Genomic DNA, 16,350 nt, shown 5'->3' with positions numbered 1-16,350 from the left:
CCCCGTCCTGGTGGACGGGGTCTTCGGGTGGTGGCTGGGGCCGGGGTCGAACCGGCGACCTATCGCCCGCGGCGCAGCCGCAATCAGGCACGGCCAGGCGATCGCTCGTACGAACTGAGCTACCCAGCCACGGTGACACGCCCCCGGTGAAACGTCGAGAGCCCCGTCCTTGCGGACAGGGCTCTCGGGTGGTGGCTGGGGCCGGGGTCGAACCGGCGACCTATCGCTTTTCAGGCGATCGCTCGTACCAACTGAGCTACCCAGCCACGGGGCTTGCGTGAAACCCCAGCGGTCCTGACGGGATTTGAACCCGCGGCCTCCACCTTGACAGGGTGGCGAGCACTCCAAACTGCTCCACAGGACCATGCGTGTGTACGACAGTGTCGCACACCGTACTGCGTGCCCCCAACGGGATTCGAACCCGTGCTACCGCCTTGAAAGGGCGGCGTCCTAGGCCGCTAGACGATGAGGGCTATCGGCCCGCCTGGGCGCTTTCCAGCGCGTCGGGGACGTGAGAAGCATATGGGATGGCGGGAGGTATCGCCAAAACGGTTTACGGGGCGGTCGGAGAGGCGGTCGGAGAGGGGGTGGGGGAGGTGGATGAGGGCGAGGGGGTGGCTCCGGGCTGGTTCTCCGCCGGGAGGTGGCGGCTGACCTCGGCCGTCGTCAGGCCCAGGCCGCCCAGTTTGATCTCGTCCCAGGCCTGGAGGCGGCGGGTGTCGCGGTCCATGTAGAGGATCGACGCCTCGATCGGGTCGGGGTACTTGCCCTCCACCGCGCGCAGGCCGCTGCCGCCCGTCGAGCCCTCGATGCGCAGGCGGGTGCCGTGCTTGAGGATCTCCATCTCGTTGTGGTGGACGTGGCCGGCCAGGACCAGGGGGACCTCGCCGTCGACCTCGCGGGCCGCCGACGGTTCGTGGGCGACGGCGATGTCGACCGGCCTGCCCGCCGTCCGCTGCTCGCGCAGGGCCGAGGCCAGGCGCGCGCCGGCCAGCTCCTGGGACTGCTCGGCTCCGGGCTTGTTCGTGCGGTCGGGGGTGAACTGGGGGTCGCCGATCCCCGCGAAGCGCAGGCCCGCGACCGTCGCGGCCCGGCCGTCGTCCAGGACGTGGACGTTCTTCAGGCCTTGCAGGTAGCGCTGGGTCGTCAGGGAGTCGTGGTTGCCGCGGACCCAGACGTACGGGGCGCCGAGGTCCTCGATCGGGTCCAGGAAGCCGTTCTCCGCCGCCGTGCCGTGGTCCATGGTGTCGCCGGAGTCGACGATCACGTTCACCTTGTACTGGTCCACCAACGAGGCGATGATCTTCCAGCTCGCCGGGTTGAGGTGGATGTCGGAGACGTGCAGGACGCGGATCGTGGTCGGGTCGGGCGCGTAGGCGGGGAGCGTGGAGGTGGCGTCGTACAGCTTCGTCACGTTCGTCACCAGGCGTGCCAACTCCTTCTGGTAGACGTCGAATTCGGTGACGATGCTGCGTGCGTTGCCGACGAGGGAGGGGGCGGAGGAGAGCAGGCCGGAGAACTTCGGCTCCAGGACCGAGTCGGGGTTCCAGGTCGCGAACGCGGTTCCTCCGGAGGCGGCCAGGAGAGTGAACGCCAGGCCGCCGGCCGCGAGGGCCCGGCGGGGGCGGCGGTAGACCGCGAGGCCGAGGGCGGTGGCGCCCGACACGACGGCCACGCAGGAGCGCAGTGCCAGGTCGAGGGTGCCGTGTTCGACGTCCTGGCTGACCTCGTCCTGGAGGCCGGAGAGGCGTTCGGGGTGGTCGACGATGGCCTGGGAGCGGACCGGGTCGAGCTGGTCGACGTTGACGTCCAGGCGGACGGGGGCGACGTGGCTGTCCAGGTGCAGCGCGCCCAGCGGCGAGACGTTGATCTTCGTGCCGCCGGTGAGCGACGGACGCAGGGTCATCGTCGTGTTCATGGGGCCGACCGGGGTCCGTACGTTGCCGACGATCAGCAGGCCCAGCCAGGCGCCCACGACGACGACGGTGACGAGGCCGAGGGCGCGGGTCCAGGGATGCGGCTGGGGGGCGAGTTCGACGGTCGGGTGGGGCCGGCGCGTGCGGTACTGGCGCGCGAGGGCGCGTGGGGTCCTGCGGATGCGGTTCACGACGTTCCGAGCGGCGACGGGGACGCGGGCCATTGATCCCGTATGCCCAAGTCCGGGTGTGGATATGCGGGGGTGCTCATGACTCTCGTACGGCTGTTTCGTACCGGACAATGGGCCTGTGCTGGAGATGACGCGCGAGGAGTTCGAGGAATTGGTCGCCGAGGCGCTGGACCGTATTCCGCCGGAACTGACCCGGCTGATGGACAACGTCGCGGTGTTCGTCGAGGACGAGCCCCCGACCGACGATCCCGAGTTGCTCGGACTGTACGAGGGGACTCCGCTGACCGACCGGGGCGAGTGGTACGCCGGGGTGCTGCCGGACCGGATCACGATCTACCGGGGGCCGACGCTGAGGATGTGCGAGTCGCGGGAGGAGGTCGTCGCGGAGACGGAGGTGACCGTCGTGCATGAGATCGCTCACCATTTCGGGATCGACGACGCGCGGTTGCACGCCCTCGGATACGGCTGAGCGGCCGCGGAACGGGTCGCGTGTCCTCTTGTGGGCGGCGGGAGTTGGACAGGTTGACTCCTTCAACCGCCCTCGGAGGTGGCTGCTCGTGCGCCCCTTGTACGTACCCGTCCGTCTGACCGCCACGGTCATGGCCGTCGCCGCTGCCGCCGGCTGCATGAGCGTGGGCGACGACGACGCCGGCGGGAGCGCGAAGCCGTCGCACTCCGCCGGTCAGCGGGGCGGCGAGGCGCCCGACGGAGGGGCGGCGGTGTCGGGCGGCGGCTCGGGGGTCGACGCGGCGGCCGGCGACGGCAAGCGCGGGCACGGCAAGCGCAAGAAGGGCAAGGGGGAGCCGGCGAAGCCGTCGCCCTCCCCGTCGGCCCGGCCCAGCGCGTCCGCCTCGGCCGGGGGCGGCAAGCCGGCGAAGCCGCAGAAGCCGGGGGTGCCGTCGCCGACCAAGGCGCCGACCACTCCCACCCGCACGGCCGAACCGACGCCGACGCCGACGGAGGAACCGCCCGTGTCCCCGACGCCGACACCGACGGTCGCCGAGCCGTCCTCGTCGGCACACGAGCCTCCGAACCCGCAACTGGACCGGCGGGAGCCGGCACCGGAGGCCGGCTCGCCGGCCTGAATCCCGGCTGACCTGCGGCTATGAGGCTCGGTTTGCCATCGGGGGTGGGGGGTGCGTATGGTGGTAGATCGTTTGATCCCATCTTGCCCGGCGCCAACGCAGAGCGCGCCGTGTGGCGCGTACTCTCCCTTGCCGTGGCTGACCGCATAGAGGCGGTCGTATTGCGAATCACGGAGTTGACGGGCGCGTGCCGACGAGACTCCGGAAGGTTTCGCCAACGCATGTCCATTTCCAGTACTGATCACGTCGTCGTGCCCGAGAACGAGGCCGCCGTGGATGCTCCCGAGCCCACCTTCGCCGACCTCGGTCTCCCCGAGGGCATCGTGCGCAAGCTCGCGCAGAACGGCGTGACGACCCCCTTCCCGATCCAGGCCGCGACCATCCCGGACGCCCTGGCCGGCAAGGACATCCTCGGCCGTGGCCGCACCGGCTCCGGCAAGACCCTCTCCTTCGGTCTGCCGGCCCTGGCCCGCCTGTCCGGCGGCCGCACCGAGAAGCACAAGCCGCGCGCCGTCATCCTCACCCCGACCCGCGAGCTCGCGATGCAGGTCGCGGACGCGCTGCAGCCCTACGGCGACCAGCTGGGCCTGAAGATGAAGGTCGTGTGCGGCGGCACGTCCATGGGCAACCAGATCTACGCCCTGGAGCGCGGCGTCGACGTGCTCGTCGCCACCCCGGGCCGCCTGCGCGACATCATCAACCGCGGCGCCTGCTCCCTGGAGAACGTCGAGGTCGCCGTCCTCGACGAGGCCGACCAGATGTCCGACCTGGGCTTCCTGCCCGAGGTCACCGAGCTGCTGGACCAGATCCCGCCCGGCGGTCAGCGGATGCTGTTCTCCGCGACCATGGAGAACGAGATCAAGACCCTCGTCGACCGGTACCTCAAGGACCCGGTTCTGCACGAGGTCGACGCCGCCCAGGGCGCCGTCACGACCATGTCGCACCACATCCTGATCGTGAAGCCCAAGGACAAGGCGCCGGTCACCGCCGCGATCGCGTCCCGCAAGGGCCGCACGATCATCTTCGTCCGTACGCAGCTGGGCGCCGACCGTATCGCCGAGCAGCTGCGCGACGCCGGGGTGAAGGCCGACGCGCTGCACGGCGGCATGACGCAGGGCGCGCGGACGCGGACGCTGGCCGACTTCAAGGACGGTTACGTCAACGCGCTCGTCGCGACCGACGTCGCCGCGCGCGGTATCCACGTCGACGGCATCGACCTGGTGCTGAACGTGGACCCCGCCGGTGACCACAAGGACTACCTGCACCGTTCGGGCCGTACCGCTCGCGCGGGCCGTTCCGGCACCGTCGTCTCCCTGTCGCTGCCGCACCAGCGCCGTCAGATCTTCCGGCTGATGGAGGACGCGGGCGTCGACGCCTCGCGCCACATCATCAACTCCGGTACGGCCTTCGAGCCCGAGGTCGCCGAGATCACCGGCGCCCGGTCGATGACCGAGGTCCAGGCGGAGTCCGCGGGCAACGCGGCCCAGCAGGCCGAGCGCGAGGTCGCCCACCTCACCAAGCAGCTGGAGCGGGCGCAGCGCCGCGCCGCCGAGCTGCGCGAGGAGGCCGACCGACTGGTCGCCCGGGCCGCCCGCGAGCGGGGCGAGGACCCCGAGGCCGCGGTGGCCGAGGCACAGGCGGTCGCTGAGGCCGCCGAGGTGGTCGAGGCGTCCGTGCCCGAGCAGCCGGTGGCGCGGGAGGTCGACCGGACGGAGCGTTCCTTCGACCGGCGTGACAACGACCGTGGCGGTTTCCGCCGTGACGACCGGGGTGACCGGGGCGACCGTGGTGGTCGTTCCTACGAGCGTCGTGACAACGACCGTGGCGGGTTCAACCGGGACCGCGACCGCGATGGCGGCCGTGGGTTCGAGCGTCGGGACGGCGACCGTGGCGGTTTCCGCCGCGATGACCGGGGCGACCGTGGTGGTCGTACCTTCGAGCGCCGTGACGACCGCCGTGACGACAACCGTGGTGGCCGTGGCTTCGAGCGTCGGGACGACCGTGGCGGCTTCCGCCGGGACGACCGGGGTGACCGTGGGGCCGACCGTGGGGGCGACCGTGGTGGTCGTTCCTTCGACCGCCGTGACGACCGCCGTGACGACCGTGGTGGCCGTTCCTCCGAGCGCCGCGACGACCGTGGCGGCTTCCGTCGGGACGACCGTCCGGCCCGTCCCTTCGAGCGCCGGGACGAGCGTGGCGGCCACCGTGGCAGCGACCGTCCGTTCAACCGCGACCGTCAGGGCGACCGCCCCGGCTTCCGCACCGGCGGCCACGACCGCCCGTACGGCCGTCGTGACGACCACCGTGGCACCGGCTCCGTCGGCCGCCGCGAGGACAAGCCGCGCTGGAAGCGCAACAGCTGACGCAGCGGTTGACGCAGCGGCTGACGCCGGCCGGTAGTCCCAGTAGTCAGCGCCGTGGCCCCGCCCGAACTCGGGTGGGGCCACGGCGCTTTTTCATGTGCTCAGCTGTGAAGAACCTGTAATATCAGCTGACTTATGAGGGGGATGTGACAGCCGGGGGCCGGGGTATCCGAAGCGGCGCGCGTCTCCTCTCGTTCTTTCGGGGAGGATCGCCTTGTCCTTGGCTCGTCATGTCTTCGTACGTCACTCGCGCGCGAGACGCGCGGCCGTCGCCGTAGCCGCCTCCGCCGCGCTCGCGGCCGGCCTGAGCCCGCTGCTGCCGTCGGCGGCCGCGGCGGAGGCGCCGCAGGAGACGGTGGTGCCGGCGGCGTTGCGGAGCACCAACCTGGTGGCCGCGCTCCAGTCCCCCGACAGCCTCACGGGTGCGGACGGGGCGGGCACCGAGGGTGTCTTCCACCGGCAGGAGAACAGCGGCCGCTACCTGTGGGCTCGGTACGCCGACGGCAAGACCTTCGAGGCACCGGCGCCGGCGAGCTCCGTGGCCGTCTCCGGCACGGGCAGCGACGTGCTCGCGTACCGCCACCCCGGCGGCCGTATCGACCTGTGGAACGCCGCGGACGGCACGACCCGCACGTTCCAACTGCCTGCGGGTCAGGGCCTGCTGGCCGTGTACGGCACCACGGTCGTCACCTACCACTCCGTCACCGACGCGGACGGGACGACCACCCGGGTCCCTCACCTGCTCATCGTCGGTGAGGACGGGTCTGTCGTCGACAAGGAGGTCGGCGGGCTGCCCGCGGGCATGACACTCGGGCAGCCGCGCGGTGCCGACGCCTCGGGCGTGGTCTTCAACGCGATGCTGGACGGCACCATGCGCGTGGTGGCGGTGAACCGCACGACCGGCCGCGTCGAGAACTGGACCCGGCCGCTGCCCTCCACCACCCACAACCTGGTCAAGCTCTCGCCCGATCACGTCGCCGTCTACAGCCGGACGCGCGGCACCAAGGTGCTGGTGCTGCCCCGCTCCGACCTGTCGGCCGCCCCCGTCGAGGTGACCCCGACGGGAAACAGCACCGCCAACTACCTGGCGCTGGCGGGTGATTGGCTCGTCCAGCGCCTCAGCAGCAACAACCAGGTGACGGCGCAGCCCCTCGCGGGCGGCCCCGCGGTGACCCTGCTCACCTCGACGCGCCTCGGCCTGTCCACCGTGTCGAACGGCACCGCCCTCGCCGTCGGCCGCACCGCCGCCGACGACTGGGGCATTCAGCGCATCCACGCCGGCCCGGACGGCAGGCCGGTCGTCACGCAGGTCAAGGCCCTCCCGAAGCCGCCCGCGCCGATCCAGGGCATCTCCCTGGAGCAGGGCCGTCTGGTCGTCACCGACACCAGCGACAGCACACAGCGCGACGACTACGTGCGGACCGTCGCCGCCACCGGTACCCCTGCCTTCGGCGAGCGCTCCGAGTTCACGCCCCGGATCGTCTCCGACGTGGTGGTCGGCACCTGCCCGGCGAACGACGTGTCGTGCTCCCAGGTCTTCGGTACGGCCGACGGCCGGATCGCCTGGCTGGAGCACACCAACTCGGACACGGAGGACCTGATCCGGGTCAACGGGCCGACCGAGGCGCGCCTGTGGGAGAAGGCGGTGCCGGCGGGCGGTCGTATCACCGACGTGTCCGGGCGGTACGTCCTCTACACGGACACCGACAAGCAGTACGTCTACAAGATCGGCGACTACGGCACCCCGTCCGTCACCCGGACGCCGGGCGCAGCCGCCCTGTCCGGCGACGTCCTGTGGACGGCGGGCACGACCCCGGGCAGCGTCACGGCGTACAGCCTCACCGCCAAGAAGGCCACCGAGACCCTCACCACCGACGCGGGCTGCAAGCCCACCGACCTCCAGTCGCTCGGCCGCTACCTGTACTGGACCTGCGACGGCCGGGCCGGGGTCTACGACCGTACGGCCAAGAAGTCGGTGCCCGTGCCGACGGGCGAGGCCAAGCTCGGCGACGGGTACGTCGTCACGCACGACAAGCAGGCCGGGAAGCTGACGCTGACGACGGTCGCGGGCGGCACGCCCACGAGCCGGGTGATCGGCGACCTGCCCGACACACCCGGTGTCTCGCAGCGGGACGTGCGCTGGACCGTCGACGAGGCCGGCGCCAACGCCGCGTACGTGGACGGCGAGGAGCGCGTGCACCTCGTACCGTCCGGGGTGGCGCAGCAACCGCTGCGGCTGCTCGGGCCGGCGCAGAGCGCGTCGTACGTCGAGTCCAGGGAGGGCGACCAGACTCCCGACACCCTGACCACCGTGTCGCTTTCGAAGCCGTCGGCGAGCTGGCGGCTGACCGTGCGCGACAAGGCGACCGGCAAGGTCGTCGACGTCCGGAACGGCGGGGCGGCGCGCGGCGAGGTCAGCCTCGGGTGGGGCGGTAGGACGTCCACGGGCGGGCTGCTGCCGAGCGGCCCGTACGACTGGACGCTGTCCGTCACGCCCGCTGACGGTGTCGGTGCGCCGGTGGAGGCGCGCGGCTCGGTACGGCTGCTGCACGGCAGCCCCGTGCGCCACGACCACACGGGTTCGCAGGGGCTGCCGGACGGCACCGGCGACCTGCTCACCCTCAACTCCTCCGGTGCGCTGACCTTCCAGCAGGGCACGGGGAAGGGCACGTTCTCCGGGAAGGTGTCGGGGAGCGGATGGGCGACGTCCGTCGTGGCCGTTCCGTTCGGCGACCTGAACAAGGACAACTGCAACGACGTGCTGGTGCGGATGAGTGACGGTTCGCTGCGCGGCTACAAGGTCAAATGCGGGCTGGCGCCGACGCCTTCGATGTCGTACACGAAGCTGGGCACGGGCTGGAAGGCGTACAACGTGCTCACCTCGCCCGGCGACCTGACCGGTGACAAGCGGCCGGACCTGCTGGCGCGCAAGGCGTCCACCGGGGACATCCATCTCTTCGCGGCGAAGAGCGACGGGACGCTGGCGGCGGGGAAGAAGATCCGCTCGAAGTGGACCGGCTACACGAAGATCGTGGGCGCCGGTGACCTGACCGGCGACGGCATCGGCGACGTGCTGGCGCGCGACAAGGCGGGGACGCTGTACCGCTACAACGGCACGGGGACGGGCCTGCTGAAGGAGCGCGTGAAGGTCTTCGCCAACTGGGGCGCGTCCTACAACGCGATCGTCGGTGTCGGAGACATCACGGGCGACGGCAAGAACGACCTGGTGGTGCGGGACACGGCGGGGAATCTGTACCGCCAGAGCGGCAACGGCAAGGGGTCGTTCGCGGCCCGGGTGAAGATCGCGAGCGGCTGGCAGGGATACAGGGGCATTTTCTAGCCAAGTTGTGACGTGTGTCATGCCCTCGGCGAGGGAATCGCTGGGGGCATGACAGATGACGCGACTGCGAGTGGGCATGCGAACCTCTCGAAACCCTCGAGACCCTCGGATCTCTCGGGTCTCTCGGATCTCTCGGACGAGGAACGGCTGGCCCAGCTCGGTTACACGCAGGTTCTCGCCCGCCGCATGTCGGCGTTCTCCAACTACGCGGTCTCCTTCACGATCATCTCGGTCCTGTCGGGCTGCCTGACGCTGTACCTGTTCGGCATGAACACCGGCGGCCCGGCGGTGATCACGTGGGGCTGGGTCGCGGTCGGCCTGATGACCCTCTTCGTGGGCCTGGCCATGGCCGAGATCTGCTCGGCGTACCCGACGTCGGCGGGCCTGTACTTCTGGGCCCACCGCCTGGCGCCCTCGCGCACGGCCGCCGCCTGGGCCTGGTTCACGGGCTGGTTCAACGTCCTGGGCCAGGTGGCGGTGACGGCGGGCGTCGACTTCGGGGCGGCGTCCTTCCTGGGCGCTTATCTCAATCTCCAGTTCGACTTCGAGGTGACACCGGGCCGGACGGTCCTGCTCTTCGCGGGAATCCTGGTGCTGCACGGCCTGCTGAACACCTTCGGGGTCCGGATCGTCGGCTTCTTGAACAGCGTGAGCGTGTGGTGGCACGTGCTGGGCGTGGCGGTGATCGTGGGCGCGCTGACCTTCGTACCCGACCAACACCAGTCGGCGTCCTTCGTCTTCGGTGAGTTCGTGAACAACACGGGCTGGGGGAGTGGTGTGTATGTGGTGCTGCTGGGCCTGCTGATGGCCCAGTACACCTTCACCGGATACGACGCCTCGGCCCACATGACGGAGGAGACGCACGACGCGTCGACGGCCGGCCCGAAGGGCATCGTCCGCTCGATCTGGACGTCATGGATAGCGGGCTTCGTGCTGCTCCTGGGCTTCACCTTCGCGATCCAGTCGTACGACGGTGCCCTCGCGTCCCCGACGGGGGCGCCGCCGGCCCAGATCCTGCTCGACGCGCTGGGCGCGACGGCCGGCAAGCTGCTGTTGCTGGTCGTGATCGGGGCGCAGCTGTTCTGCGGGATGGCGTCCGTGACGGCCAACAGCCGCATGATCTACGCGTTCTCGAGGGACGGCGCGCTGCCCTTCTCCCACCTCTGGCACACGGTGAGCCCGCGCACACGGACGCCGGTGGCGGCGGTGTGGCTGGCGGCGATGGGGGCGCTGGTGCTGGGGCTGCCGTATCTGATCAACGTCACCGCCTACGCGGCCGTGACGTCGATCGCCGTGATCGGTCTGTACATCGCGTACGTCATTCCGACGCTGCTGCGGTTGCGGAAGGGCGAGGACTTCGAGCGGGGGCCGTGGCATCTGGGGCGGTGGTCCCGGGCGATCGGCGTGGTGGCGGTGGCGTGGGTCTGCCTGATCACGGTGCTGTTCATGCTTCCGCAGGTGTCGCCGGTGACCTGGGAAACCTTCAACTACGCGCCGGTCGCCGTGCTGGTCGTGCTGGGGTTCGCGGCGACGTGGTGGGCGGCGTCGGCCCGGCACTGGTTCCTGAACCCGGATCATGAACGGACCCGGGCGAGGGAGGCGGCTCGGGCGGGGGCGCCGGAGCCGGTTGATCCGTGACGGGTGGCGGACGTTCGCGTGTGTTCGGAGTGGGTTCTGAGTGTGTGCTCGGTGGGTTCTGACCGCCCGGCGCGGCCGTGTCGCCGATACCCGATCGGAGACACGGCCTCGTCCGGCTATGCTCGGGGTGGCAACATCGCCAGGGCCGTTAGCTCAATTGGCAGAGCAGTGGACTTTTAATCCATTGGTTGTGGGTTCGAGTCCCACACGGCCTACCGGTGCGGGGGAGGGGGCAACCCCCCTGACCTGCTGTGCAGCGCCTGAGTCGGCTTCGGTCGGGTCGGGCGCTGCTGCGTTTTCGGGGTTCTGCGTGAGCGATGCGTGAGCGGATGTTCGATCAGGGCCGCTCGTTTGGTGATGCTGACAAGATCCCTCGCGGGCGCGTCTGCGAGGCTTCGCAGCGACGCGGCGCCTCCCGCCCCGTGCTGCGGTAGCCGACGCGGTCGCAGCCGAAGCCACCTAGCTCATCCCATGACTGACGGCAGCCGACTCAACACCAAACTTCAGCGGACTACCGCGTGCGGACAGCGTAATCCCACGCCGCTTTAGGCTTGGGCACGCGCACAACGCTTAATCACGAGAGGGCTCCTGCTGATGGCCAAAGAGATCACCGGTGATGTGACACGCTGGGACATCTCAGCGGCAGACCTGCCCGAGACGGTGCTGACTGTCCCAACGGGCGACCGCGTGTTTCTGCTCCCCGACTCAAGCATCGACGGGATGGCCGTCTACCGGGACGATGTGGCCGGCTTGATCAAGACACTGCGACACCGTGGCGTGGACATCGACTTCGCATGCGCGCGAGAAGACCGCCGCTATCTCAGTGAGTACGGGGCCACCGAGGTGGTCGCCACCATCGGCATCGCTGTGGCCACCACGCTTACCACCGATCTGGTCAAAAGCATCGTTCTGACTGCCTGGCAGCGGGCACGTTCCTCACTGGGGCCCAGCTGCCCTGATGAGGAGGTCGACGAGGCGCGTGTGACGGTCAAGATCGCTGAGATCGTCCGGACCGAGAATGAAACGGCCATCCGGGGTCTGGAGATCACCAGCCGGCTGGCAGACATCGAGAACCTCATCCAAGCGGCCGTGTCCGACCCGGCCCGTGCCGAGCTCCCCCCGGCAGAGCCGGACGATGCCGCTCCGGAGGACACCACCGGATGAGAGTCTCCGGCCTCGTCATCCGCACCGGGGTACCTTTGCCCCCGGCATCAGGCCCTGTGCGCCTGGCCATGATGCACCAGGACGGCGTGACGGCCCTGCAAGAATCCATGCGCCTGTACGGGCAGTGCTGTCGCAGCATCTCCCTGACCTGGGGCCTGTCCCTGGCCCGCTTTCCGTCCTGGACATCGACGACAGAGGAAATTCACCGCCGCGGACTGTGGACGATGAGCGCACAACGGGACTTCCTTATCCACGTGTGGTCGCAAGCCCGGCGCCAACTACGAGCCAACATCGCGGCGCGTACTCTGCCCTCTCCCTGGCTGATGGGTCCACCCGCCTCCGACCGGCGGGGCCACCGCCAGTACCTGGCAATGGCGCGTTCTCTGCACCTGCCGCGCGACACGTCCCAGCTCACCGATCCATGGCATGACCTGGAAGCGGCGGCACGCACCTCGCTCGCCCGTGCCGTTGACGCCTACAACTTCCTTGAGGACACCGAGCTTTCCGAACTCGCTCACCGACACGCTCACCACGTCGCAGCCCTCGTAGGCGGACTCTTCGGCTGCAACATCGAGTACTCCGACGACACCTACTGGGACGTATGCCGACTCACGCTCATGCACAGCAGATGGGGCATGTCTGCCGGCTTCACCGCGACTCGCAATTGTTCCTTGTGCGGGCAGGACATCGATTCCTGCCCGCACCTGCTCGATACCCGATACGACATCACCGTGCGGCATGACGCTGACAGAGCGTGCAACGTTTGCGGCCAGCTCAGCTGTTCACACACCGATGGTGAGACCATCTCCGCCTTTCCGCGGCCAGTTATGTCCCAGCTGCAGCTCCACGAAGTGAGTTTGGTGTCCCGGCCCAGAGACCCCTTGGCCCGCTTCACCAAGATTGAGCTGAGCCAGGAGGTCCTCCGGCGCGGCTTGGGAGATGACCCGACGGGGAGAGAAATCTGTTGCTACCGGTGCCTTCACCCCTGCAGCGGATTTAGCCAGCTGCCGAACCGGGACTAGAACCTGTCCTGCATCGGTGGCAGCTTCCTGGACGCGGCGGTCGACGTTTCTGCCCCACACCAGAACCGTGTAAGCCACCCGTCAGCACAGGTCGGGTAGATAGGTCCCGCCAGAGCTACTGCGCGGGACTGGCAGGGGAGGAATGCGCTTCCAGAAGCTCCTCGATTGCCGCTACAGCGTCGGTAAGTCGACGGTAGACCTGTGCCGAGCGTCCCATGCGCTTCAAGCCGTGCTGCAATGGGTCGCGCATGTGCTTCTCACAGACGACGAAGTCCGCGTATCCGGCTGCGCAGGACAGGTACACTATGTCCGTCAAGTCATTGTGTCGCCATGTTGTGCCCTTGTTGAGGTGCCGGCTCTGCAGCATTTCCCGGAAGAGGCCGACGGCCGGAGCCCCTCCGATGGCCCGCACCCATCCCTTGAAGCCCCACTGGCGGAACAGCTCCTTCGGAACGTCTGCCGCAGCTGCCTCTTCCGCCAGTTCCTGCTGTAGGTCCTTCACGATGTGGATGTCGATGGCCCTGCGCTTCTGCTGTGAGTCCTGATCCAGCTCATCCAGCCAGTCACTGAAGCGCTGGCTCGCCGCCATCCACCCGGTATCCGGTCCCTCCTCGACCCGCTGGGTGTCGAGCATGGCATCAATGGAAACGGATGCAGTGAGCAGCGCCTTGGTTTGGAAAGCCAAGCGATTCTGTGGCGTTGGCGTTCGCTCAACACCAGCCCACCGGGTGGGGGCGTATAGGGCGTCCGGGTCGAGAGTGAAGACCGGGGCGGAGCGTACTCTGCCGGGCCGGTCCATTCGGTGGCAGAAGGCATCGTGAAGCTCGTTCCGCCGGACCTGCAACGGATCACGCATTTGCCAGCCGCGGCTGTACTGCAAGACCGTCAGTCCGAGGTCGTAACGCTTGTCCGTGCTGAACCGCTTGCCGGTCTCGAAGTAGTGGCCGGCAGAGGCAGGTAGGATGATTCGACGTTGGTCTACCCACTCCTTGAGCTTTCGGGCAGCGACCCGGTCCACCGCGCTGCTCTTCTCTGCGCCGCGATCGGCGTTGCTCAGCAGGCTCCACTGGTTCTGGTCGAGGTACACGACGAGCCGTCCTGCCAGCTGATCACCGGCCCCTTCCAGCGGCATCTCAAAGAGGACCTGATCGCCGCTCAGAGTGGTGGCGAGGAGCGCTCCGTAAGCCGGGGTGAAGTCGAGCCGGGCTAGGACGCTCGTGTCTTCGAACGGGGACGGGTCCAACGGAAGCCGGGCCTCCTTCCCGTCCGAACGTGTGAAGACGGTGCACGCTGCCGCGCGGTCCATCGTGATCAGGATGATGGACAGGTTGCTCTCGTTTTCCATGACAGCAATGCTGCGCGGTTTTTCTTATGATGTGGCCTGATTTATTTCTGCGGCCTTGCCAGGGCGGGCGCGTGGCACTAGCCGGACCGCTGCTTCAGCGGCTGCCTGGTCGACCTCGGGGAGCAAGCTCGTGTAGGTGTCCGAGGTCAGCGTGATCGTGGAGTGGCGAAGCGTTTCCTTGATCGTGTGGAGGTCGCCGCCGCCGCCATGGGTGAGGGTTGCCGACACGTGACGTAGATCACGAAGGGTAATCGGCGGTAGGTCAGTGCGGGCCAGGATCTGCCGGAAGGTCTCCGACGCGGTCTCGGGGTGGAGCCAGGCGCCGTTCTCCTGGGTGAACACCTTGCCGGTGTCCTGCCAGGCGTCACCCCATTTCTCCCGCTCCTTCAGCTGGCGGGCGCGGTGCTCGCGCAGGGCTGCGATGTTCAAGCTGTCCAGGGCGATCGTGCTGGCGCTGCCATCCGTCTTCGGCTCGGACTCGTACGTGTCCCAGCCGTCCACCACGATCTCCTTGGCGGGCGTGATGAGGCCGACGTCGAGGTCGATCTCGTGCCAGTCCTGGCCGACTGCCTCGCCACGACGGAGGCCACGGGTGCCCATTAGGTGGAAGATTGCGTACAGGCGGTTGCCCTCGGCTGCGTCGAGGAAAGCGCCGAACTGCTGCGGCGTCCACACCATGACGGTCCCAGGGATCTTGCCCGTCTCGCGCCACCGCCGAACTCGCTCTTCCGTCCACAGCAGGGGCTTCGGACGCCTGCCTGACTCCAACTCGACGTGGGACGCCGGGTTGAAGGTGATCAGCTGCTGGGCAATCGCGGAGTTGAGAGCCGCGCGGAGAGTGCGGCGGATCGCCTGACGACTGGCCGGGCCGGTTGTCTTGCGGAACGGCTTCATCTCCGCCAGCTTGGCCCGTTCGGCCGCGAGCAGCTTCCGCTCGGCTCCGACGGGGCGTCCGGGCTTGCTCGGCTTGCAGCGGGCGATCTGCTCGCGGCGGGCTTCGTTCTCGGCCGTGATGACCTCGTTCTCGTCGGCGATCGCGTCGAACATCTCCACCAGGTGGCCGACGTTGAGGCGGTCGAGGCGAACTTGCCCGATGCGGGGCTTCAGGTGGACGCGGATGTGGGACGCGTAGCCGTTGAGCGTGGTTTTGCGACGCTTCTTCGCGGCGAACCACTGGTCGAGCCACTCGCCGACCGTGAGGCTGCCGCGGAGGGCCAGGCCCGCCCTCAGGCGGCGTTGGGTCTCCTCGATGGCCGGCAGCGGAGCTTTCTCGTCCGCGACCTCCTCCAGCATGGCTACGAGGCGCTGGAGGAGGTCCGGGTCGTCCTTGTCCGCCAGGGCGAGCAGGGAGCGGACGTGGTCGAGGTCCGCCTGGGCGGCCTTCAGGGTCTCGTAGCCGGCGCGATTGAAGGAACGGCGGGTGCCGTCCTCGCGGGGTGGGAGTTCCTGGCGTATGGAGTACGAGCCGTGCTTGCGGCTGGAGAGCTTGGGGCACCTCTTGCCGAGCGGTTTGCCGGTCTTGGGGTCGCGGCAGTAGCAGCGGCGGTGGGTGGAGCCCTTCAAAGACGTTCCTCCGGGGTGGTGTTGGGTTCGGGTTCGGGCGGGTCGACGTCGCCCAGTGCGGGTGGCAGGTCGGGTGGGGTGGCGCCCTCCTCGCGGAGTCGGCGGCGGAGGTGGCGAAGGTTGTACTTGGCGGAGATGGCCTCGTCCGCGTACTTGGTCCGCTTGCGCTCGGCTTCTTCCTGCTGGGCGCGGCTGGTGGCGGTCTTGGCTGCGAACCTCGCGCGTTCTTCCTCTTCGAGCGCGGCGAGGGCGGTTTGTACGAGGCTGGCGTGGTGCTCGAAGTCGGCGACCAGGCCAGGGTCGCGGCCGGGCACCTCCTGCTCGCCGGTGAAGCGCCGTAGGGCGTCCCAGGTGGGGATGAGGTCCTGGAAGGGGAGTTCCTGGGTCTTCTCGACGTAGCCGACCGGGAAGATCAAGCAGACCGGGTAGGTCTCCAGGGCGGCGGCCAGGACCATGACGTCCACCAGGGGGAGGTTGGCCCGGCGTCCGGATTCCATGTTGGCGATCACGTTGCGTGGGATGGGATGCCCGAGCCGCTCGCACTGGTCTGCCAGGTCCTGTGCGCTCCATCCCATTGCCTTCCTTCTCCGCCGGACTTCGCCGGCCATGTTGGCTTTGATCCGATCCGCCCACTCCGGGACGTCGTCCTCTTCAGCATCCAAACCGTGTTGTGTCATGAAGACACATTAGCTTGGTCATCCTTGTTGGTATACGCCTGGAGCC

Annotated in this window: 11 protein-coding genes and 5 tRNA genes; 8 read left to right on the top strand and 8 right to left on the bottom strand. The window is 68.8% G+C overall.

The features are described from left to right. Window positions 1-28 precede the first annotated feature (28 nt). The 5 genes from Q4V64_RS24810 to Q4V64_RS24790 form a co-directional block, all read right to left on the bottom strand. A tRNA-OTHER gene (locus Q4V64_RS24810) sits at window positions 29-129 on the bottom strand. A gap of 60 nt (window positions 130-189) precedes the next feature. Next, a tRNA-Phe gene (locus Q4V64_RS24805) sits at window positions 190-266 on the bottom strand. Window positions 267-289: 23 nt separating this feature from the next. Next, window positions 290-364, bottom strand: a tRNA-Asp gene (locus tag Q4V64_RS24800). Between the two features lie 36 nt (window positions 365-400). Beyond that, a tRNA-Glu gene (locus Q4V64_RS24795) sits at window positions 401-473 on the bottom strand. An 80-nt stretch (window positions 474-553) separates the two neighbouring features. Then, window positions 554-2,140, bottom strand: a complete 1,587-nt coding sequence (locus tag Q4V64_RS24790; RefSeq protein WP_172629252.1) for a metallophosphoesterase — start codon at window positions 2,138-2,140, stop codon at window positions 554-556. A gap of 85 nt (window positions 2,141-2,225) precedes the next feature. On the opposite strand from Q4V64_RS24790, the gene Q4V64_RS24785 reads away from it, so the two are divergent. The 8 genes from Q4V64_RS24785 (at window position 2,226) to Q4V64_RS24750 (ending at window position 12,719) form a co-directional block, all read left to right on the top strand. Further along, a complete protein-coding gene (locus Q4V64_RS24785) occupies window positions 2,226-2,576 on the top strand; it encodes a metallopeptidase family protein (protein WP_216377624.1) in 351 nt (116 codons plus the stop codon). 88 nt (window positions 2,577-2,664) lie between these two features. After that, complete coding sequence (locus Q4V64_RS24780; protein WP_124440919.1) at window positions 2,665-3,192, top strand: hypothetical protein; 528 nt, start codon at window positions 2,665-2,667, stop codon at window positions 3,190-3,192. A 221-nt stretch (window positions 3,193-3,413) separates the two neighbouring features. Next, window positions 3,414-5,555 carry a DEAD/DEAH box helicase gene (locus tag Q4V64_RS24775; RefSeq protein WP_124440920.1) on the top strand — a complete coding sequence of 714 codons (2,142 nt, stop codon included), beginning with the start codon at window positions 3,414-3,416 and terminating at the stop codon, window positions 5,553-5,555. A 214-nt stretch (window positions 5,556-5,769) separates the two neighbouring features. After that, window positions 5,770-8,895, top strand: a complete 3,126-nt coding sequence (locus Q4V64_RS24770) for an FG-GAP-like repeat-containing protein (protein ID WP_216377625.1) — start codon at window positions 5,770-5,772, stop codon at window positions 8,893-8,895. A 48-nt stretch (window positions 8,896-8,943) separates the two neighbouring features. Beyond that, window positions 8,944-10,533: an amino acid permease gene (locus Q4V64_RS24765; RefSeq protein WP_253267034.1), complete on the top strand. Its 1,590-nt coding sequence runs from the start codon at window positions 8,944-8,946 to the stop codon at window positions 10,531-10,533. Between the two features lie 142 nt (window positions 10,534-10,675). Further along, window positions 10,676-10,748: transfer RNA gene (locus Q4V64_RS24760), tRNA-Lys, on the top strand. A 379-nt stretch (window positions 10,749-11,127) separates the two neighbouring features. After that, entirely contained in the window at window positions 11,128-11,697 is a 570-nt protein-coding gene (locus Q4V64_RS24755; RefSeq protein WP_124440921.1) for a hypothetical protein, read from the top strand. 68 nt (window positions 11,698-11,765) lie between these two features. Continuing rightward, complete coding sequence (locus Q4V64_RS24750; protein WP_253267035.1) at window positions 11,766-12,719, top strand: hypothetical protein; 954 nt, start codon at window positions 11,766-11,768, stop codon at window positions 12,717-12,719. A gap of 115 nt (window positions 12,720-12,834) precedes the next feature. Here the strand turns inward: Q4V64_RS24750 and Q4V64_RS24745 are convergent, their stop codons facing one another. The 3 genes from Q4V64_RS24745 to Q4V64_RS24735 are packed head-to-tail and all read right to left on the bottom strand — an operon-like array spanning window position 12,835 to window position 16,289. Then, on the bottom strand, window positions 12,835-14,064 hold the full coding sequence (locus tag Q4V64_RS24745; RefSeq protein WP_124440922.1) for a hypothetical protein: 1,230 nt from the start codon (window positions 14,062-14,064) through the stop codon (window positions 12,835-12,837). 24 nt (window positions 14,065-14,088) lie between these two features. Then, window positions 14,089-15,627 carry a site-specific integrase gene (locus Q4V64_RS24740; RefSeq protein WP_124440923.1) on the bottom strand — a complete coding sequence of 513 codons (1,539 nt, stop codon included), beginning with the start codon at window positions 15,625-15,627 and terminating at the stop codon, window positions 14,089-14,091. Beyond that, on the bottom strand, window positions 15,624-16,289 hold the full coding sequence (locus Q4V64_RS24735) for a helix-turn-helix transcriptional regulator (RefSeq protein WP_124440980.1): 666 nt from the start codon (window positions 16,287-16,289) through the stop codon (window positions 15,624-15,626). The genes Q4V64_RS24740 and Q4V64_RS24735 overlap by 4 nt, the downstream gene beginning before the upstream one ends. Between the last annotated feature and the right edge of the window lie 61 nt (window positions 16,290-16,350).

The sequence above is a fragment of the Streptomyces sp. NL15-2K genome (assembly GCF_030551255.1).
In the GTDB taxonomy this organism is placed as follows: domain Bacteria; phylum Actinomycetota; class Actinomycetes; order Streptomycetales; family Streptomycetaceae; genus Streptomyces.
Note: the sequence above shows the minus strand (reverse complement) of the source record. Positions and strands in the feature narration are given on the sequence as shown.

Coding starts and splice junctions, on each gene's coding strand:
- Q4V64_RS24790 (WP_172629252.1), bottom strand. CDS start 2,140: ATGGCCCGCGTCCCCGTCGCCGCTCGGAACGTCGTGAACCGCATCCGC.
- Q4V64_RS24775 (WP_124440920.1), top strand. CDS start 3,414: ATGTCCATTTCCAGTACTGATCACGTCGTCGTGCCCGAGAACGAGGCC.
- Q4V64_RS24765 (WP_253267034.1), top strand. CDS start 8,944: ATGACAGATGACGCGACTGCGAGTGGGCATGCGAACCTCTCGAAACCC.
- Q4V64_RS24755 (WP_124440921.1), top strand. CDS start 11,128: ATGGCCAAAGAGATCACCGGTGATGTGACACGCTGGGACATCTCAGCG.
- Q4V64_RS24750 (WP_253267035.1), top strand. CDS start 11,766: ATGATGCACCAGGACGGCGTGACGGCCCTGCAAGAATCCATGCGCCTG.
- Q4V64_RS24745 (WP_124440922.1), bottom strand. CDS start 14,064: ATGGAAAACGAGAGCAACCTGTCCATCATCCTGATCACGATGGACCGC.